Source organism: Nostoc sp. LEGE 06077 (genome assembly GCF_015207705.1).
Classification (GTDB): Bacteria; Cyanobacteriota; Cyanobacteriia; order Cyanobacteriales; family Nostocaceae; genus Nostoc_B.
This window is the reverse complement of record NZ_JADEWI010000044.1, coordinates 31637-49673: the sequence shown is the minus strand read 5'-3', so window position 1 is coordinate 49673 and position 18037 is coordinate 31637. Positions and strand designations below refer to the sequence as shown.

General features: G+C 40.0%; 16 protein-coding genes, 1 tRNA gene and 1 pseudogene. 10 read left to right on the top strand and 8 right to left on the bottom strand.

Going from position 1 to position 18037, the window contains the following annotated elements:
* Positions 1-29: 29 nt before the first annotated feature.
* Both sir and IQ244_RS23095 read right to left on the bottom strand, forming a co-directional pair.
* Positions 30-1997 carry a sulfite reductase, ferredoxin dependent gene (gene sir, locus IQ244_RS23100; protein ID WP_193898352.1) on the bottom strand — a complete coding sequence of 656 codons (1968 nt, stop codon included), beginning with the start codon at positions 1995-1997 and terminating at the stop codon, positions 30-32.
* 448 nt (positions 1998-2445) lie between these two features.
* Positions 2446-2982, bottom strand: a complete 537-nt coding sequence (locus tag IQ244_RS23095; RefSeq protein ID WP_193898350.1) for a hypothetical protein — start codon at positions 2980-2982, stop codon at positions 2446-2448.
* A 435-nt stretch (positions 2983-3417) separates the two neighbouring features.
* On the opposite strand from IQ244_RS23095, the gene IQ244_RS23090 reads away from it, so the two are divergent.
* Positions 3418-4365, top strand: coding sequence for an ADP-ribosylglycohydrolase family protein (locus IQ244_RS23090; RefSeq protein ID WP_193898347.1), 948 nt, complete (start codon positions 3418-3420; stop codon positions 4363-4365).
* Positions 4366-4442: 77 nt separating this feature from the next.
* Here IQ244_RS23090 and IQ244_RS23085 read toward each other — a convergent pair whose 3' ends face one another.
* The 3 genes from IQ244_RS23085 to IQ244_RS23075 all read right to left on the bottom strand — a co-directional run bounded on the left by IQ244_RS23085 (position 4443) and on the right by IQ244_RS23075 (position 7092).
* Positions 4443-5441 (bottom strand): transposase, encoded by a 999-nt coding sequence (locus IQ244_RS23085; protein WP_193898345.1) that lies wholly within the window; start codon positions 5439-5441, stop codon positions 4443-4445.
* Positions 5442-5455: 14 nt separating this feature from the next.
* Positions 5456-6310, bottom strand: a complete 855-nt coding sequence (locus tag IQ244_RS23080) for a hypothetical protein (protein ID WP_193898343.1) — start codon at positions 6308-6310, stop codon at positions 5456-5458.
* A 122-nt stretch (positions 6311-6432) separates the two neighbouring features.
* On the bottom strand, positions 6433-7092 hold the full coding sequence (locus IQ244_RS23075) for an Npun_F0813 family protein (RefSeq protein ID WP_193898341.1): 660 nt from the start codon (positions 7090-7092) through the stop codon (positions 6433-6435).
* Positions 7093-7428: 336 nt separating this feature from the next.
* Here IQ244_RS23075 and IQ244_RS23070 point away from each other — a divergent pair.
* The 6 genes from IQ244_RS23070 (at position 7429) to IQ244_RS23045 (ending at position 12045) form a co-directional block, all read left to right on the top strand.
* A tRNA-Arg gene (locus tag IQ244_RS23070) sits at positions 7429-7501 on the top strand.
* Between the two features lie 501 nt (positions 7502-8002).
* A complete protein-coding gene (locus IQ244_RS23065) occupies positions 8003-10462 on the top strand; it encodes a dynamin-like GTPase family protein (RefSeq protein ID WP_193898339.1) in 2460 nt (819 codons plus the stop codon).
* 146 nt (positions 10463-10608) lie between these two features.
* Complete coding sequence (locus tag IQ244_RS23060; RefSeq protein ID WP_228059088.1) at positions 10609-10998, top strand: KGK domain-containing protein; 390 nt, start codon at positions 10609-10611, stop codon at positions 10996-10998.
* A gap of 128 nt (positions 10999-11126) precedes the next feature.
* The gene (locus tag IQ244_RS23055) at positions 11127-11516 is read left to right on the top strand and encodes a KGK domain-containing protein (protein ID WP_193898337.1); all 390 of its coding nucleotides are present in this window, start codon (positions 11127-11129) and stop codon (positions 11514-11516) included.
* The gene (locus tag IQ244_RS23050; protein WP_193898335.1) at positions 11513-11758 is read left to right on the top strand and encodes an HNH endonuclease; all 246 of its coding nucleotides are present in this window, start codon (positions 11513-11515) and stop codon (positions 11756-11758) included. Before IQ244_RS23055 ends, IQ244_RS23050 begins: the two co-directional genes overlap by 4 nt.
* Before the next feature lie 35 nt (positions 11759-11793).
* A complete protein-coding gene (locus IQ244_RS23045) occupies positions 11794-12045 on the top strand; it encodes a hypothetical protein (protein ID WP_193898333.1) in 252 nt (83 codons plus the stop codon).
* A 101-nt stretch (positions 12046-12146) separates the two neighbouring features.
* On the opposite strand, the gene IQ244_RS23040 is transcribed toward IQ244_RS23045, so the two are convergent.
* Positions 12147-13196, bottom strand: a complete 1050-nt coding sequence (locus tag IQ244_RS23040; RefSeq protein WP_193898331.1) for an anti-sigma factor antagonist — start codon at positions 13194-13196, stop codon at positions 12147-12149.
* 194 nt (positions 13197-13390) lie between these two features.
* Here IQ244_RS23040 and IQ244_RS23035 point away from each other — a divergent pair, with 194 nt between their 5' ends.
* Both IQ244_RS23035 and IQ244_RS23030 read left to right on the top strand, forming a co-directional pair.
* Positions 13391-14191, top strand: coding sequence for a 7-carboxy-7-deazaguanine synthase QueE (locus IQ244_RS23035; RefSeq protein WP_193898329.1), 801 nt, complete (start codon positions 13391-13393; stop codon positions 14189-14191).
* Between the two features lie 140 nt (positions 14192-14331).
* Positions 14332-15819, top strand: coding sequence for an esterase-like activity of phytase family protein (locus IQ244_RS23030; RefSeq protein ID WP_193898327.1), 1488 nt, complete (start codon positions 14332-14334; stop codon positions 15817-15819).
* Positions 15820-15869: 50 nt separating this feature from the next.
* Here the strand turns inward: IQ244_RS23030 and IQ244_RS23025 are convergent, their stop codons facing one another.
* Together IQ244_RS23025 and IQ244_RS23020 are read right to left on the bottom strand one after the other, a co-directional pair.
* Positions 15870-16514, bottom strand: a complete 645-nt coding sequence (locus IQ244_RS23025) for a DUF3318 domain-containing protein (RefSeq protein WP_193898324.1) — start codon at positions 16512-16514, stop codon at positions 15870-15872.
* A gap of 77 nt (positions 16515-16591) precedes the next feature.
* A complete protein-coding gene (locus tag IQ244_RS23020) occupies positions 16592-17149 on the bottom strand; it encodes a hypothetical protein (RefSeq protein WP_193898322.1) in 558 nt (185 codons plus the stop codon).
* 600 nt (positions 17150-17749) lie between these two features.
* Between IQ244_RS23020 and IQ244_RS23015 the strand changes: the two are divergent.
* Positions 17750-18031, top strand: a pseudogene (locus IQ244_RS23015) (amino acid ABC transporter substrate-binding protein); the annotation flags it as partial.
* Positions 18032-18037: the final 6 nt, after the last annotated feature.

Sequence of the window (18037 nt, the reverse complement as noted above, 5' to 3'; positions counted from 1 at the left end):
TAGCGCATCTCTACTTTTAAATTCAGCTATTAGCTATCTATCTGCAAGTAAATTTTCAAAGCTTCATTGACTACTTCCGTCATAGATTTGCCTTGACTCGTAGCAGTTTCCTTCAATTTGCTGTAAACCTCGTCATAAAGACTAATCCGGGGACGTGATCTACTTGGTGCAGCTTTCTTCTTAGTTGCTACTACTTGGGGTGAAGTTTCTGCGGTGGGGACTGCAACAGTTTCCGGCTGATACTGAGCCGCAAATTCTCGAATAGCATCAAAACCAATGCGTGAGCAAAAATCACCAAAGCTTTCCTCTGCTTCCCGTGACTTCTTAAAGTAAACAAAAATCGGCTCTAAAAAGCTTTCTATGTCATTGTCGTGCAACTTTTCTACAATTGGTTGGGCCAATCTTGTTTGATCTGGTGAACCTCCCAACCATACTTGATAAGATTCTGGGCCACTACCCACAAAAGCCAATTCTGCCATGTAAGGACGAGCGCAGCCGTTGGGGCAGCCAGTCATCCTTACCACAAAATGTTCATCTTGTAAACCAACTTGATCTAACAGCGCCCGAATTCGTTGTAAAATCCCTGGTATTGCCCGTTCTGATTCGGTGATTGCCAAACCGCAGGTAGGCAAAGCTGGACAAGCCATTGCATAACGAACTAAAGGTTCGATTTGACTAGGGTCAGAGACAACACCGCAACGGTTGAGAATCTTTTGAATAGCTGATTTGTTTTTTGGGTCAATATCGCAGAAAATTAGGTTTTGATGGGGTGTCAGGCGGATAGGCAGGCGAAATTTTTCGACAATTTCCCGCAAGGCGGTTTTAAGTTGCAACGAACCTTCATTTTTAACTCGACCGTTGTCAATGGAAAGGCCTAAAAATAACTTGCCATCACCTTGTTCTTGCCAACCAAGGAAATCCTCATATTTAAATTCTGGCAGTGCTTTAAAGGGGGTGACTGGTTTACCAAAATATTCTTCAACCTTGGCGCGGAATTGATCTACACCCCAATCATTGATTAAGTATTTTAAACGAGCGTGACGGCGGTCAGTGCGATCGCCATAATCTCTTTGAGTCGCCACAATAGCTTTAACTATGTCGTAAACATCGGCCTTGTCTACATAGCAAATTGGGTCGGCTAATCTGGCAAAGGTTTCTTCTTTATTGTGGGTTCTGCCTAAACCACCACCAGCAAAAACATCAAATCCTTCCAGTTCCCCTAGAGAATTGGTAATCACTACCAAAGTCAAGTCTTGGGAATATAAATCAATGGAATTATCGCCTGGTACTGTCACGGAAACTTTGAATTTCCGAGGCATATAGTAAGTACCATACAGCGGTTCTTCGCTGTCATGAACTATTGTGCCATTACCATTACTTTGTCGCGCTGCCTTCACCGCTGGATCTTCTTCCGCACTGATGGCTTTTTCCCCATCTAGCCAAATTTCGTAATAAGCACCAGTTTGAGGTGAGAGCAAATCAGCAATGTTTTGGGCATATTCCCAAGCATACTTATACTCAGGGCGATGTTTGAAGGGAACTGGTGGAGCCATAACGTTACGATTAATGTCGCCACAAGCACCCAAAGTCGAACCTAAATTTTTGACAATAGTCGCAATGGCGGCTTTGAGATTCTTCTTTAAAATCCCATGCACTTGGAAACCCTGACGAGTGGTCGCCCTTAATGTATGGTTGCCATATTCATCAGCCAGCTGATCTAAAGCCAAATATAATTGTGGCGGTACGAACCCACCAGGATTCTTTGTCCGCAGCATAAATTGGTAATCTTTCTCCTGTCCCTTCACTCGATTGTCGCGGTTATCCTGCTGGTAGGAGCCATGAAACTTGAGGATTTGAATCGCGTCTTCGGTAAAATGAGTCGTATCCTCAAGGATCTGCGTTGCTACAGGTTCACGCAAAAAATTACTATGTTCTTTGATGCCTTCTACTTTCGAGGGCTTACGGCTGGTAGGTGAGGGAGGAGCAGATTTAACCATGAGAGTTGTATAGTATTCTCAATAAAGCAAGGATGAAAGCCAAAGCTAAGTTGTTGGCTCAGTTATTCCCGGTAATCCGGTCGGAAATATGAGGAATACGACAATTGTAACACGGCAAAAAGCCGGCTTTGTCGATAGTTTTACACTTAACAAAACCAGCATATATAAGTAGGTGGTATAAATCAACTTAAAGTTTGTTGATTTTCGGTGACTTTTACCGATAAAGTCTCATCTTCCAGCAGTATTCAAAGTTCCACAACACCATTCATCATGTTGGGCTGGAATTCCAGAAATTTACTTCATAGCTAATCAACAAAAGGCAAGAGAATTACAGATAATTATGTTTATCTGCTGATGTCTTTCGATTGCCTAACATCTAAAAGTGTGAAAATTAATCAGAAAAATTGTGCCTAGGTAAAAATTAACTTCTTCCTTGTAGCAGAGTAAGTTATTTAAAGCGATAACCAATACCACCATTGATGCTAACAGCAGAAGCCGGACTATTTTGATAAGCACGTAGTCCAACTTTGGCATTTGTGTAGATCAGGAAATTATTAGCAACTTCTGATTCCACACCAGCACCTACTACGACAGCATCTCTATTCCCTAAAGGACTGGGTGAACCGTCTTTATCTAGAAAAGAATAGCCCCCAGTAACATAGGCATTAGTTCTATTAGCAATTGGCACATCTAAAGAAACTTCTGGGATGATAGTACTCGTCTTATCATTCCAGAGAACATTACCGCGTGCGGAAATTGGCAGACTACCTAATTTCACTCTACCGGTGAGATTACCGCCAAAGTTAGCAGCATCATTGTTGAGTCCGCCGTTGGTCACACCAGCTGCAACACCCGCACCAACATAACTAGCATCAGTACCTTTTTTCTGTTCAGCAGATGCTTGACCAGCGTTCATTACCAGAGGCGCAATAACTAAGGAAGATAATGTAGAAAATACCACGAAAGACTGAAGTAAACCTTTCATAATTTTGACCAATCTTTTGAATTTTTGCTGTTATATACTAGGTCGCAAATTGTATATAAATGTTCCAGTTGATTTTTAAAATATCTGGATTTGTTGTTGCGATTGATGCTAAAGAGTTAATAGTATATTTGCTGTTTTATTTTGCATATTTTTTGAGATATACGCAGATAGATTTAGCAAAACCGGACATTTGTCTAGAGTGGGCGATTAAAAAACTGTCACATTATAGGCAGAGAAGTTAATTTTTTCTAACATGAATTTTGCAATTAAATTGGATTATTTGGCAATTTCAACTCAGGCGTGACAATTGCCTGTAGCAGTAATAGCAATAAGCTATAGCAGAAATATATAAAGTTAATTCATCAGAATTCAGTACCTATTGGGTTAACTGTATTCTGGCTGTAAAATTTTGGCGCTTTTCGTGGAGATGGCATAATGCTAACCGCTACACAAACGTTGTCTGGTTTGATGGGTTTATGTGTCGGTGATGCCTTGGGTGTGCCGGTGGAGTTTACTAGCCGCGCTGAACGAATGAAATTTCCCGTCACGAAGATGCTAGGTTACGGCACATGGCATCAACCGCCAGGAACTTGGTCAGATGATAGTTCCTTAACGTTTTGCTTGGCAGAAAACCTTTGTCGAGGATATTCTTTGGATGACATAGCTTTATCTTTCTGGCGGTGGTACAAGCAAGCTTACTGGACTCCTAGGGGGGAAATATTTGGCATTGGCCAGAGTACTCATGCAGCTATGATGCAGATTAATCAAGGCGTTCCACCTTTAGAAGCTGGGGGAACCAGTGAAATGAGTAATGGTAATGGTTCTTTGATGAGAATTTTACCAATGGCTTATTGTCATAAAACCTTAGATTTTTCCGAATTAATTTTGCGGGTGCATCAGGTGTCTTGCATTACCCACGCTCATCTGCGATCGCAAATGGCCTGTGGTATTTATACTAGTATTGCTATTGAACTACTCCAAGGCGCTGACTTGCCCACAGCTTATGCCCAAGGCTTAGAGAAAATTCACACAATTTATTCTCAGCCACAATTTCTTGGGGAAATGTCCCATTTCGCTAGAGTATTTAGTGGTGACATTGCCAGCTTACCAATTGAAGAGATTAAATCTGGCGGTTATGTCATTGAAACACTAGAAGCATCCTTGTGGTGTTTGTTAAATAGCTCGTCTTATGCAGAAGCGGTGTTAAAAGCTGTAAATTTGGGTGGACACACAGATACAACTGCTGCTGTCACTGGTGGTTTAGCGGGAATTTATTACGGTATCGAGGGTATACCTCAACTATGGGTGAATCAAGTTGCTCGCAAACAAGACATTGTGAATTTAGCGAAGCGCGTTAATTTAGCTGTGTACACTCATAATTAGGGAACAGGGAACAGGTGACAGGGAACAGGTAAGTAAATAATGTTCATTCCTCCTGCCTCCTGCCTCCTGCCTTTTAGTTAAAGGGCAGACAAAGAGTAGACTTGACCATCAATTAACAGTCTGGTGATGCCTTTGGCTTGGAGGTGAGTCCGTGCCTTGTGTAGCATTCTACTATCAGGAACTTTAATCACGCGATCGCGCTTTGTTGAAAAACGCTTGGCCACGCGGTGGTTATCAAAGATTGGTAAAGTTCTTTGCTGAGTTTCTAGAGTCGGAATTTGCCCCAAATCACCAAAGTCCTTGAGTGGTCGGGTAATTAGCTCTGCTGAACGGTCAATTACCAAATAACAAGTTCTTGGCAAATTGGCTGCCGACAATGGTAAAACTTGAACTGGTGCTTCACCTAACCTGCGTCTGGTAACTAAAGGTCTTGACTCTTCAAAGTCATCTTCATCCTCCTCATAATCTTCATCATCTAAATCGTCATCATCTAAATCGTCATCTAAATCCTCTAAATCTTCCGATTCATCCAGCAATTCTTCGCCCAGCATTTCGGCAAAAGCAGCCACCTTTGGACGTTCCTCATCCAATATTGGACTAGGAAGACTAGGAATTTCCGGTGGTTGTTCTGGCGAAATGTCTAATTTTTTAATTAATCGGGGCTTTGGTTTTTCTGTAGCTGCCGAAGAACGCTTCCGCACCCGTCTAATAGCGGAATTGGAGTCCTCCGAATCTTCGTCTGGTTCAGGTTCTGCCTCAATGATTGTCTCCTGTGATTTGAGCTTGGGCAACTCTAAAGGTTTACTTTCGCTCTGAGGCGGTTCTATTTCCGGCTCTTTGTTAATCAATAAAGGCAACTGTTCATAGTTTACCTGCGCCCTCCCTTCAGGAGTCCGAGCCGCCCGTTTCAAAGAAACTAGGTATTCGTACTCATCTTCTGGTAAGGTACTTTTGAGCAAGCGACTAATTGTTGAGTTACTCACGTCATAGCGTTCTGCTAAAGTCGATGTCGTTTCAGCAGTCTCTCGATATAACTTAAGAATTTCTTGTTTATCTGAATCTGTTAGTTTTCTCACTGTAGACACCAAATCTAAGCTCGTTTACGTCCACGCTCCCGGCGAGTCCGGCTCAATGATGCGTCATGTTCTAGGACTGCGCCCATACCGAATAGCACTCCACTAAATACCCAAAACACTTCTAATATGTCTCCACTTTGGTAACTAGGCCCTTGAGCGAATTTAAACCACATATCTGCAATGTAAAGCGAAAACGCGGCCGCTGCAATCATTCGCCAAGATTGAGCCACCCGTCCGCCCCAAAAAGCTAAGAGTAAGGTTGTAGCGATAATTAGCAGCACTACATCGCTAACTACATAAAACCAATTCAAAATCGCAGCGAGTAATTCTGTTGGCGTTGTTTGTTGCATTGAAATCCACCATGCCACCAAACTGCCGAACACTCCTATTGCTGATACTATCAGCCATTGCCATTTTTCGAGATTAATGCGTCTTGATGCCACAGCTAAAATCATGCCTACGCCCAGGGAAATATAAGTCAATACAAAAAACACATCGCCAATCGATACATCTGGTTCTTCTTTTAAAATTATTTCTGTATAGCCAAAAAATATCCCTCCCAGGAAATAAGAAAGCATACCAATGGCAATTGCCAACCACACATTTCGACTACTGACGATTTGGGGGCTACGCCAATTCCTTAAGCATAAAATACCAGCACCCAAGTAAGCTAATGCTTCAAAAATATTTGTGCCAATCACATACCATTCGGCACGAGTTTCTACGCCGTTGGCTCCTGGAATTTTAGCACTAAATAGCAAAAAATATAATAGTGCAGCTACAGCCCAGGCAATTCCGGCTAAGAGAATATTGCGATTGCTGAAGATGGATTTAGAACGTAGAGAATTATTGTTGTATGAGCTACTCATAAGAATTGACTATGTATATGCACGCTGGAAGTTTGAAGGATGAAGTCTGAAGTCTGAAATGTGAAGGATATAGTTTGATCGGGCTTTTCAGACTTCATCCTTCATAATTCATACTTTTCAAGCTATTGCCACAATTTACTCAGTGAAGATTGATTGAGCCAAGAGATAAATAGCGATCGCTCGCCATCTGCCATATCCTGTAACCTATCCGCTACTTTATTGGCAAAGTTGGCATTACCAAAATAGGTTTTTCCTAGCTTGTGTAGTTCTTGTAAAAATGTCGTTACATGACTTTCTTGCCAAGCCGGAAGTTTAGTTCCTTCTAAGGGATCTATCGTCACTAAGTGTTTAACTGATTCAGGGGAAGAAGTTTCCGGAAACTTCTGCTGTCGGAAAACTTCCCCCAGATCTTTTTCAAATAATGTTGCTTGTCTAGCGCCTAAAAACTCTTCAATATCCAGATGAACAGCTTGCAGTAGCAATATACTGGCTTGAATAAGTATGTCTGTCTTACCATGACCACCAGTATCACTATCTAGCTGCTCTAAACGGATTTTACCCCAGACGCTAAAACGATCTGGTTCTTCTAGTAAGACACAAGCTTTGCCGCGATTATCTGTCAAATCTCTCCACAACGCGCGGGCTTCTTCTTCTTGATTAGCTTTAAATAAACTAATCAACCGAAAGGTTTGCCCCTGATAATGGAGGATCGGCACTTGCTGATCCCTTTTTGGGTGCTGAATACTTGATATTTCAACATCCTGCCGTTTGAGAATAAACATGGCACTAGCAAATAACTCCTCACAGGGGCTTTGTGGATATGCGATCTATAATCTGATTCGGTAACATCGCCAAGAGTGCGATTACTGAGTATGTAATTGGGGTAAGCTGTGCGATCGCTCTTTAGTCACCTTAGTGTAAGCTACCCAAAGGATATCTCCACTAACATACAAATAACCTGCCTCAGCCACCCAATATAGCTAATCAATGACTGATTTACTTTGTTCGACTAGGATCTTAGCCTTGCCATCGCAAATCTGCAATTTTTGATTGCTTCTTAGGGGTGATAACGATATAATTGTATGGATGACTCTTTCTTAGAGCCATAATTTTAGCTTGGGCGCGTAGCTCAGTGGATAGAGCAATTGCCTTCTAAGCAATCGGTCGCAGGTTCGAGCCCTGCCGCGCTCGTTTTAATTAAAAACAAAATCTCAAGCTAAGTAAAGTAATAATACGAGAATTTAACCAGACAGTTAACTGGTGTTGGCGATCGCTAGAACTCCAACATATTTTTTAAGAGGATAAAATCTATTTTTAGGATTTAAAATTACTTAGCTATTTATCTTTAATGTCGATAATTAAATTTATTTTTACAGCAAATTATAGACATTTTTTGATAAAAATCCGTGTGCTTTTGTCATTTTTAGCTAGGTTTTATTAATAGCGCATATTTATCAAAAAAATAATTTATTACACTACTTCATATTTTGATTGAAAATATCAAATTCAATTATTTTTGCCAAATAATTGAATTAATTAAGTATTAATACATTTGAGTCGTACTCACTTTTGACTGATTTATTTAAGCAAGTCGGGTATTTTGTTCATCCAATAGTTTACTTAAACGTAAATTTACTGAGGTTTTGCCGATTTAATCGTTATTAATATATATATAATATTCAGGTGTTAAAAATGACAAATCTGCCTATTCAGTGTGCAAATTTAAAAGAGCAAGTTGAATTAATATTGCAACTTTTACATCAAGAACCTACTCTACGTTCTCAAGATATTACATCTGTACAAACCTCTTTAGGCAAGGCAATCTCTCCTAAGTTTGAAATTGTGTTTGCAGGTGCATTTAGCGCAGGTAAATCGATGCTAATTAATGCCCTACTGGAGAGGGAATTACTTTACAGCGCCGAGGGACATGCTACAGGAACAGAATGCAAAATTGAGTATGCAGAAATTGATCAAGAAAGAGTCATATTAACATTTTTAAGTGAAGCTGAAATTAGGGAACAAGCCAGTTTTTTGTGTCAACAACTAGGATTTGTCACAGCAGCAAATATAAATCAAACTGAAGTCAGGAATTTGCTCAATCAAGGCTGTGAGGCAATTCTTCAGCAAGAAGGTGGTGAAAGTAGATCTGAACGGGCAAAACAAGCCAAAGCATTAATTTTATTACTAGCAGGATATGAAGCAAACTGCGAACATATTCACACAGTTAATAATGCCACATATTCAATGGAAAATTTTAACTTTTCCAATCTGAAAGAAGCGGCGGGATATGCACGTCGTGGAAGTAATAGTGCAGTTTTAAAACGAATTGAATATTATTGTAACCATCCTCTTTTAGAAGATGGTAACGTCATTATTGATACACCGGGTATTGATGCACCAGTAGAGAAGGATGCACAGTTAACTTACGCTAAAATTCAACATCCAGATACCTCCGCAGTGGTGTGTGTGCTGAAACCTGCGTCCGCTGGTGATATGACAAGAGAAGAAACGATACTGTTAGAGACAATGCGGGGAAATGGCGGAATCCGCGATCGCGTTTTTTATGTCTTCAACCGCATTGATGAAACTTGGTACAATACCCAATTAAGGCAACGATTGGATGATTTAATTAGCGGCCAGTTTCGTGATACGACTAGAGTTTACAAAACCAGTGGCTTACTCGGTTTTTACGGTAGTCAAATAAAGCAAACTAATTTACAAAATAGATTTGGTTTAGATTCTATATTTGCGTCAAGTGTTCAAGGCTTGAATGGAAAGGAAGAAACACCACAGTTTGTCTACGCATTTAATAACTACTGTGTCACTTCGGGTAAACTTTCTCATACCAACTTTCGGATTTCTCTCAATGGTTTTGAAACTCCAAATCAAAACTATCTACGCATTTTATCTGAGCAAGGAACGCCTTTAATTAATCAGTTAATTCTCGATAGCGGGATTGATGAATTTCGGGCTGCAATTACTCGTTATCTCACTGAAGAAAAGCGTCCGATGCTTTTTCAAAATCTTGCTGATGATTTAGAAGATATTTGTATTAAGTTGAAAAAAACTTATCAATTAACTTATCGAGATTTAGACAGCCAGCCACGAGAAATTGAAGCAATGAAGTTGCAGGAGTTACAGCGACTTAATCAACAACTCCAGCAAATTGGTAAGGATTTTAATCAGCATTTGATAGAAGAAGTCAACCAAATAAATAATCAAACTTGTGATGCTTTTGAAACAGACTTTAGACAATTGCAATCACGCATGATTAGGCGGTTAGATGAACTGCTAGATACTTTTTCTGTAGCTGATGCTTATCGCCGTGCGACTCTCAGCCATCTGCGGAATGCGACTGCACCGTTAATTGCAATTTTAGTAGAGGCATTTTATTATTTATCTAATCAATTGGAAGATATTTTAGTAAATTCCTCTGAACAATTGGTAGCGAATTTATTCCAACAGTTGATGGAAAAAATCCGCAAAACAGAATATTATCGCCAGTTATATCGCCTGTTGGGTAATGATGGTGGGATTGAACAACAGATAAAAGCTATTGAGAAACAGGTATCATTAGCTTTAGTAAGTGCAGCGAGTGTAGAATGCGATCGCTTCGTTCGAGAAAGTCCCAGATTTTATGATGAAGGTACTTTTTCAATTTATCAGTTTCGTCAAACTTTGCAGCAAACTTCCCAAAGTTATGACAGTGAAAGTATGATAGAAGCCGAACCAGCAATTAGGCAATTATTAAAGTTAGATTTTGAACCAAAAGTTTCCCACACAATTCGTAAATCTTTCCGTCAAACTATCAATCAAATCCTGAAAGTGCAGTTGTTACCAATGGCGGAACAACAAGCTGATGAAATTTTACAACAATATCCCCAGGCGCGTGTTTATTTAGAGCAAACTTTGCAACACGAAGCTGAAGAAAAAATTTTGCATAATCGCCGCTTGCTAAGTGCTGTAGAACAAAAAATTGAAAGTTATAATGCAGCGGTATCTGGTATTAATAGTTGTTTGCAGGCAATGCAATTATATGATTATTTACTGCCAGTGATTAATCTTGGTGAATTAGATGTTGTGGAACAGATTGCGGCTAGTAATGGTGTGGTTGTTTCTGATGGTTTGTTAGATGGTGTGGCACAAATGTAGGCTTGATTAACTGCCGATGGATGCAGATAAAGAATAGCGGGAACCATTAGATATGGTATTTCTAATTTATTTGTGAATATTAAGATACCCGGATTCTTTGAGAATTTGGGTATCTTAATCTAAAGAAGTGACTATTAGTTTTCAGAATGGATGTTGAAATGGAAGATACATTTAAGCCTATAAAATGTAATGAAGATGACGTTGTAGAATTTGGAGATAACACTTATAAAGTCAGCAAAATTAAATTTGGATTAAGCCAATCATCTAAATCTTCTTTATCATATAGATTGCAACAAGAATTAAATAATCAAAGAATTCAACTCCCATCAGATGATCTTTTCTCACAACAAGGTATAGACTGCCAAATATTAACTCTAGGTTCTCAACGTTGGAAGAAGGGAAAAGTTAAGTTTAACCTCAGCATTGAATTTTATATTGAAGATGATATAGAAATAACTCATACCCAGGATTTAGATATTACTGAATCTGAATCACCACTTGAAGATTTACGTCGGATGATTAATGAGGGAAGTTGAGTAATGAAATCCAATACCGCAAAACTTTGTATTTATTGGGTTTCGCTTTCACTATCTCCTCTAAGTATCTAAAAATTTGGGCTAGTAATAAGTAATGTCTATTATTGATTAAAAAAATAGATAATAATATGGAAGATAACTTTAATCTAGAAAATTGTAATCCAGATGATGCTTTATCGGTAAAAGATAAGGTATTTAAAATTGTTCAAATCAAAGAAGGTATTACAAAGGTATTTTGTGGAGACTTAGCTACTACAATTTACAACTCATTAAATTCTTACGGTATACAAATCGAGCCAGATGGATATTTAGTCGGTAATAGATATTACAAACAGTACCAAAAATGGTTTACTGAAGGTATAGACTGTGAAATACTTAAACTTAATGCAAAGGCTTGGCAAGCAGGAAAATTAAGAATTAAAGTTACTCTAGAATTTATTCCTGATAAACCAGAAATTACTGAACCAGAATCGCCTCTTGATGACTTACGTCGCCTGATTCACGAAGATAACTTATGAATAAAACGCCACGTATTCGCATTCCACCAGAAGTTAGACAGTATGTATTTCAACGTGATAAATATCAATGTCAAAGCTGCGGTAAGACAGGTTTAGAAACGAATCTAAGTATTGATCATATTATTCCCTTAGCGCAAGGTGGTCAAAACGATATCAGCAATTTGCATACACTTTGCTTGACCTGCAACTTAGAAAAATCAGACAAAACAGATCAGCGTTTTCGACGACGTTTTCAAAGTTAGGCTAACCTAGAATAGGCTGTTAATTTTTAATTCCTATGTTTCGTCGAAAAGTCAACAGTAATTCTTACAGATTTGCTCAACTGCGAACCACAGTAGTTTATTTTTTAGTGGCGATCGCAATTTTAGCCGCAGCCTTTCCTAAATTATATGAATTTAAAACAAAAGCTGGAATTAACATATCAAGCAGGTATCACGCTGGCTCTTTCTTAGAAAAGCACACTCTTGGGATATTCCGGTGTGAATGGCTTTATCCATATCACTGCGATCGCCACAACGGCAAAGTTTAACATTCAGCAATCATTCGTGACAAACAAGAGACCCGACTTCTTGAAGAAGCCGGGTCTCTGAGTCAAAGCAAGTTACTGACAAATTTAAAATGATTTTTCTTCTAAACAGCGCCACTTTTTCTATTAAATAAAATAGCAACAGTTTTAAAAATTAACTTTAAATCGTACAGCAAACTCCAATTTTTTTGATATTGCAAATCTAGCCGAATGACATCTTCAAAGCTGCGGACTGTAGACCGTCCGTTAACTTGCCATTCTCCAGTCATACCTGGTTTCACATCTAACCTTTGCCACTCTGGTACTTCATAACGTTCAACCTCATCAGGTGTCGGTGGTCTAGTGCCTACTAAACTCATATCACCTTTTAAAACATTCCAAAATTGTGGCAATTCATCTAAACTAGTGCGGCGTAAAAATCGCCCTACTTTGGTAATCCTGGGGTCGTTATCATTCTTAAAAAATGCACCCTGCACTTGATTTTCAACTAAAGCTTTTTTGGCTTCCGCATCTACACACATAGAGCGAAATTTCCAAATTTTAAACCGCTTCCCCATCCAACCACAGCGGGTTTGACTAAATAAAATCGGGCCGGGATCATCAATTGTAATAGCAACCACAATAGGAATTAATAAAATTCCTGTAATTACTAAACCCACTAGTGAGCCAACTATATCTATAAAGCGTTTCATCCAAGAGGCTATAGAGGGATGAGTGGTGGGAAGTGGCTCTGGTTTACGAAAACTATTTTTAGGCGCTTCTATGACATTCTCAGCCTCAATAAATGCTGGGTCACTACTAAACTCCATCAGAAAAACTTTATCTAATCCTGTCAGGGTTAGCACCGCCATTACTTGAGGTGTAACATCGCGCAGAGTTAAAGTAATTCCTTTTTCTTGAGCAGTTTTGTAATTACTGACCAGAGCGCCTAAACCACTACTATCCATAAAAGTAGTTTGCTGAAAATCAATAATGATTTTCTTGGGATGTGGGTTTGCTTGGGTTAAGTTTTGGTAGGTTTGCTTAAAGCCGACTGCTTCCAACACGCTTAACCGCGCCGGTACCTGCACTATCGCCGTTTCATTTAGGGTAGTAACTGGGAAATTTACCTCTGTGGGTTGGCTAGTCATGAAGCTCTGCACTTTCGTTGCCATGTAAATATAATCTGCCAAACATTATTGTGTCCTAGAAAATTAACAACCTCATCTTGACTAGGAAAGATTAGCGACTGATGGTTAGTTATCTGGGTTGAGAGCCGAGATTGCCAAGGAAGATTCACAATAGAACAAGAACTAAAAAATGTACTTGTTTGTGGATCGCCACAGTGCGATCGCTTTGCCACTAGCCCATGACTGCTAACACTACAGTTGAACCTACCGCACGCCTGATTGAGGTCTTTTCTGCTATTCAAGGGGAAGGATTGAATGTCGGGACACGTCAAATTTTTATTCGCTTTGCTTTGTGTGACTTGCGCTGTCATTTTTGCGATAGCTCCCACACATGGAATGCACCCACTACCTGTAAGGTAGAACGATCACCTGGATTAAGAGACTTTGAAATTCACTCTAATCCCGTCCCCTTAACCATATTACTCGAATGGATTAAACGTCAAAATCTACCGTTGCTACACGATAGCATTAGCGTAACTGGCGGCGAACCCCTTCTACATGCCCCTTTTTTGCATGAATTTCTGCCTAAAGTGCGATCGCTTACTGGTCTACCTATATACTTAGAGACTGGTGGACATCGCCCAGAACAACTGGCGATGATTCTGCCTTACCTAGACTCTGTTGGTATGGATTGGAAACTGCCCAGCGTCAGCGGCGAGACTTATTGGCAAGCTCATACAAAATTTCTCCAATTATGCCACAACAACCCATCTTTGGACGTTTTTGTCAAGATAATAATTTCGCAAAATACAAATCCTGATGAATTAAAACAAACAGCTTTGTTGATAGCAGATATCAGCCCAGATATCCCTGTCTTTTTACAACCAGTCACACCTTTGCCTCTCTCTGAACAATTCACCCCAACACCTATGCTTGCCCCAAACCCCGATCAAGTGTTGATCTGGCAAGCTTTAATGAAAAAATTCGTGTCTCATGTTCGAGTCGTGCCGCAAACCCATAAAATGCTCAATCAACTGTAAAAGTTTGATGAAGATGTTTCCACGTAAAAACCACATTCTATTAAAAAATCATGTGATATTAACTACCTTAATTTTTCGTTAATCTTTCTTTAATCTAGAAGTCCAAAGCTGAAAAAACTGTGTCTTTTTGGGAAGTGTACATGATTTCACTCAAGCCTTGGATTTCTGGATTGAGTCTTTCACTGGTAACTGCCGTAGTTAGTATTACGGGATTGGCTACCACGGCTCACGCTCTTTCTTTGGTTAATGGCATCACGATTCCTGCGGATAGTACAGATCTATCTTCATCTAGTACTAATAGTGCCAATACTAATCGCCTAGGCTTTTTCTCAGACCTCTACTACGATCGCTACAACAATGTGTATTACAGTTTGGCAGATCGCGGCCCTGGCGGTGGCGTGATCAGCTACAACACACGGGTACAGAAATTATCTTTAGATGTTGACCAAAATACAGGTGCAATTAGCAATTTACAGTTATTAGACACAATTCTCTTCACCCAAAATGGTCAAAACTTTAATGGTTTGAATCCGGGAATCCTCAATGGTAATGCCAGCGTTCTTGGTCGCAGCTTTGACCCCGAAGGATTTGCGATCGCGCCGAATGGTAATTTCTACGTTTCTGATGAATACGGCCCGTCTGTATATGAATTTAGCCCGACGGGTTCCTTTATTCGGGCATTTAACACACCCAGTAATCTAATTTCCCGACAGAGTGATGGCACAATTAACTACGTTGATGGTCGTCCCACCATTTCCACTGGTCGCCAAGATAATCGCGGCTTTGAAGGCGTAACTCTCAGCCCAGATGGCAGTAAACTCTTTGCGATGCTGCAAGACCCTTTAGTTAACGAAGGTTCCCCAGATGGGCGGCGTAGTGGTAATGTCCGGATAGTCGAATTTGACACAACCACTGGTAATAGTACTGCTCAATACCTCTATCAGCTAGAAAGCTTGGCAGATATTAATACCCGCGTCCCTGATAATACTTTTGGTGCTAATTCCCAAGGGCGAAATATTGGGATTAGCTCTATCATCGCCTTGAACGATCAGGAATTTTTAGTTCTGGAACGGGATAATCGCGGTATTGGTGTAGATGATCCCACAGGTGCAACTCCAGTCGCCAGCAAACGCATCTACAAAATTGACCTGACTGGTGCAAGCAATGTAGCTGATATTAGCTTGGCAGGTATAAATAATCTACCTGCTGGAATTACACCTGTTAGTAAGACTTTGTTTGCTGATATTGCCGAGTTTCTGAGAAATGCTGGGCTATCTATTCCTGAGAAATTTGAAGGTTTAGCGATCGGGCCGCAACTTGCTGATGGTTCTTATGCCTTAATAGTAGGTACAGATAACGACTTCAGCGTGACTCAAAATGGTAGTAATGTACAATTTGATGTTTGTACAGATGGGACTAACTTCTCTCAAGTCCCCATTGATAGTGGTTGTCCTACAGGACAGTCTTTAATTCCCACACATATTTATGCTTTAAAAGCCAGCGAAGCAGAATTGGCCGGATTTGTACCGCCAAGAAGAGTTCCAGAACCAACCACAACTGCTGGGTTGATTTTGCTGGCTACTAGTAGTTTTTTTGTGAAGCGACAGTTTAAATCTATGCAAAAGTAAGGAAATTCTTGTTTGGGTGGGTATTGCCCACCCAAGATAATTTTCTGCGGCTACAGTTCGTTGTCTTCTGGAGAACGAGATTTAGCTTTTGCCTTGTTGGCACTGCGTTTGAGGGCAGAAAGTCGTGCTTCATAACGAGACCGTTGGCGTTTGCTGGGAGTAGTATCAATTAAAGTTTTCAAAGCACTACCAAGACTTTTGTAGGCATTGGGGAGACTGTAACCAAAACGTGTTGCTAATGCGATCGCTTTTTCATCAGCATTCAGCAATTCTCGCATTTGCTTTTCGCCATTATTCTTTTGATAAAGTCGCCAACCAGAAACGCCACACAGCGCCAAAGCTAACACCAGCAACAATCCATCTTGTACCCACAACTCACCGACAGCACCACCTAAACCAATAGCTAATGCTGCCATTTCCCAACCATCTTTGGGAATTGTGTCATTTTGAATGCGGGCAACTTCATGCCAGAACAGCAGATTACGCTGATCCATTGCGAGAGCATCCCATTTCACCAAGTCAATTTGAACTTCTACTTGGTCTTTACCAATTTCTTCGCTGCGGATCAGGGGTGGATTGACCTCAGTTGTGCCTTCAACTGTGACCCAGCTTTGCAATTCTGGTGGTAGTAAGCCTTTTAATCGCCGGAGTTCACTCATTTCTGCTTTGGCAGAGGAGGTTGCATAGGATGTCATAAAATCCAGCCCTAGAAAATTTCAGTATATAGTGAGGGTATCACTTTGGAGTATAGCTATTTAAGTGGTGATTCGCCTCATTCACTCGGAAAAGTTCCCCGCTTTTTTCTAGCTTCCATCGCTCTTTCGAGAATTTCTAGCAAACCTGGTGCTTCTTCCTGAATACTGAGTAACATTCTTTCGCCAATTTCTATATTCCCTGGATCTTCTCCTGTGGCCATGACTTCTTTCAGTCTAGGGATAGCGATACCATCGACAATCTGAATTAACCCACTCAAACAGCGTTGAAATTGCTTTTCTGTGAGAATTGAGTCTTCCAGAGGGAATTCAATAATGGCACGGATTTCACCATCGGCTGGGTCATATTCCCATTGCAGCATTTTAGTTTCCCAGGAAATGGCTAACATCGTCTGGAGAATCGCCCCTTTGTGTGGATGGTCTTGCACTCCTGCCAAAACTTGAGGCGCAAAAATGCGGAAAAACTTTCCCTCCTCATCCAGTTGAACAACTATGAGAAAGTCTTCTAGGTTATCAGCTTCCACCCCTGTGATAATTCGGTCTTCTTCATCATCAAAGCGGTAGTCCCAACCTAGTTTGTCTAAGTAATCGGCAATCTGTCCGAGATTTGCTCCCATAAAAGCCTCATAAGAAATGGTGGAGCGGCTATCACCAAAACTAGTGTAACCTGCTAAGGGTCTATGTTTAGGTTGGTGTGGCTACTTCTGTTTGTTGAGAATTATGCAATGACTTTTTGCATAATTGGGGAATTTTTTGACTGATTTATCTAAATTCTATGAAATAAGAAAATTATGTTCTAGGAAGTACCCATAAGGACAAAATATCTAGTAATCTTTGTATCTCAAGAATCAGTTTGCTGATACATAGCATAGTTGTCAATAGGTCTGATAACAAGTGTAAATGTTTTGCTAACTAGTTTTTTACATTTAGTTTTAGTAATAATTTATCAATTAAATGTTTGTTTTTGATTACAAAATACCTACGTTTACCGATACAACAATTCATTAATTATCGTTTTTTTAAATATATAGCAAAAATGCGCTTATCGACTATTTTAAGTATTAGTTTAAAACCTGTAACAACCTCTTTTTTCGGCAATCTAAGACATAAGTGATGAAAAATCTGCAAAAAGCTTTATATTACAAACATCGACTGTTTTTTTACAAAAATATTGTAGTCGTCAACACATTTTTCGGCATTTAATATTCACGAAGTTTATGCGGAAATCAGCTTTCATCCTAGCGATCGCACCTTTAATCTTTACCGTCGCTGCCTGTAGTGGAGAATCAGGTCAAACAGCAAATACAGCTGCTACTCCTGGTGGTAGTTCTGCAACACCAGCAACTCGAAATCGTTGGGATACAATCAAAAGTCGTGGTCAGTTAATTTGCGGTGTTAGTGGTGAAGTCCCAGGGTTTAGTTTTGTGGGAACTGACGGTAAATACAGTGGAATCGATGTAGATATTTGCCGGGGTGTAGCAGCAGCTTTGTTTGACAACCTGCGA

What these genes read in the sequence shown, in the direction of transcription:
- sir (WP_193898352.1), bottom strand. Translation starts at nt 1,997, where the DNA reads ATGGTTAAATCTGCTCCTCCCTCACCTACCAGCCGTAAGCCCTCGAAA.
- IQ244_RS23095 (WP_193898350.1), bottom strand. Translation starts at nt 2,982, where the DNA reads ATGAAAGGTTTACTTCAGTCTTTCGTGGTATTTTCTACATTATCTTCC.
- IQ244_RS23090 (WP_193898347.1), top strand. Translation starts at nt 3,418, where the DNA reads ATGCTAACCGCTACACAAACGTTGTCTGGTTTGATGGGTTTATGTGTC.
- IQ244_RS23080 (WP_193898343.1), bottom strand. Translation starts at nt 6,310, where the DNA reads ATGAGTAGCTCATACAACAATAATTCTCTACGTTCTAAATCCATCTTC.
- IQ244_RS23075 (WP_193898341.1), bottom strand. Translation starts at nt 7,092, where the DNA reads ATGTTTATTCTCAAACGGCAGGATGTTGAAATATCAAGTATTCAGCAC.
- IQ244_RS23065 (WP_193898339.1), top strand. Translation starts at nt 8,003, where the DNA reads ATGACAAATCTGCCTATTCAGTGTGCAAATTTAAAAGAGCAAGTTGAA.
- IQ244_RS23060 (WP_228059088.1), top strand. Translation starts at nt 10,609, where the DNA reads ATGGATGTTGAAATGGAAGATACATTTAAGCCTATAAAATGTAATGAA.
- IQ244_RS23055 (WP_193898337.1), top strand. Translation starts at nt 11,127, where the DNA reads ATGGAAGATAACTTTAATCTAGAAAATTGTAATCCAGATGATGCTTTA.
- IQ244_RS23050 (WP_193898335.1), top strand. Translation starts at nt 11,513, where the DNA reads ATGAATAAAACGCCACGTATTCGCATTCCACCAGAAGTTAGACAGTAT.
- IQ244_RS23045 (WP_193898333.1), top strand. Translation starts at nt 11,794, where the DNA reads ATGTTTCGTCGAAAAGTCAACAGTAATTCTTACAGATTTGCTCAACTG.
- IQ244_RS23040 (WP_193898331.1), bottom strand. Translation starts at nt 13,196, where the DNA reads ATGGCAACGAAAGTGCAGAGCTTCATGACTAGCCAACCCACAGAGGTA.
- IQ244_RS23035 (WP_193898329.1), top strand. Translation starts at nt 13,391, where the DNA reads ATGACTGCTAACACTACAGTTGAACCTACCGCACGCCTGATTGAGGTC.
- IQ244_RS23030 (WP_193898327.1), top strand. Translation starts at nt 14,332, where the DNA reads ATGATTTCACTCAAGCCTTGGATTTCTGGATTGAGTCTTTCACTGGTA.
- IQ244_RS23025 (WP_193898324.1), bottom strand. Translation starts at nt 16,514, where the DNA reads ATGACATCCTATGCAACCTCCTCTGCCAAAGCAGAAATGAGTGAACTC.
- IQ244_RS23020 (WP_193898322.1), bottom strand. Translation starts at nt 17,149, where the DNA reads ATGGGAGCAAATCTCGGACAGATTGCCGATTACTTAGACAAACTAGGT.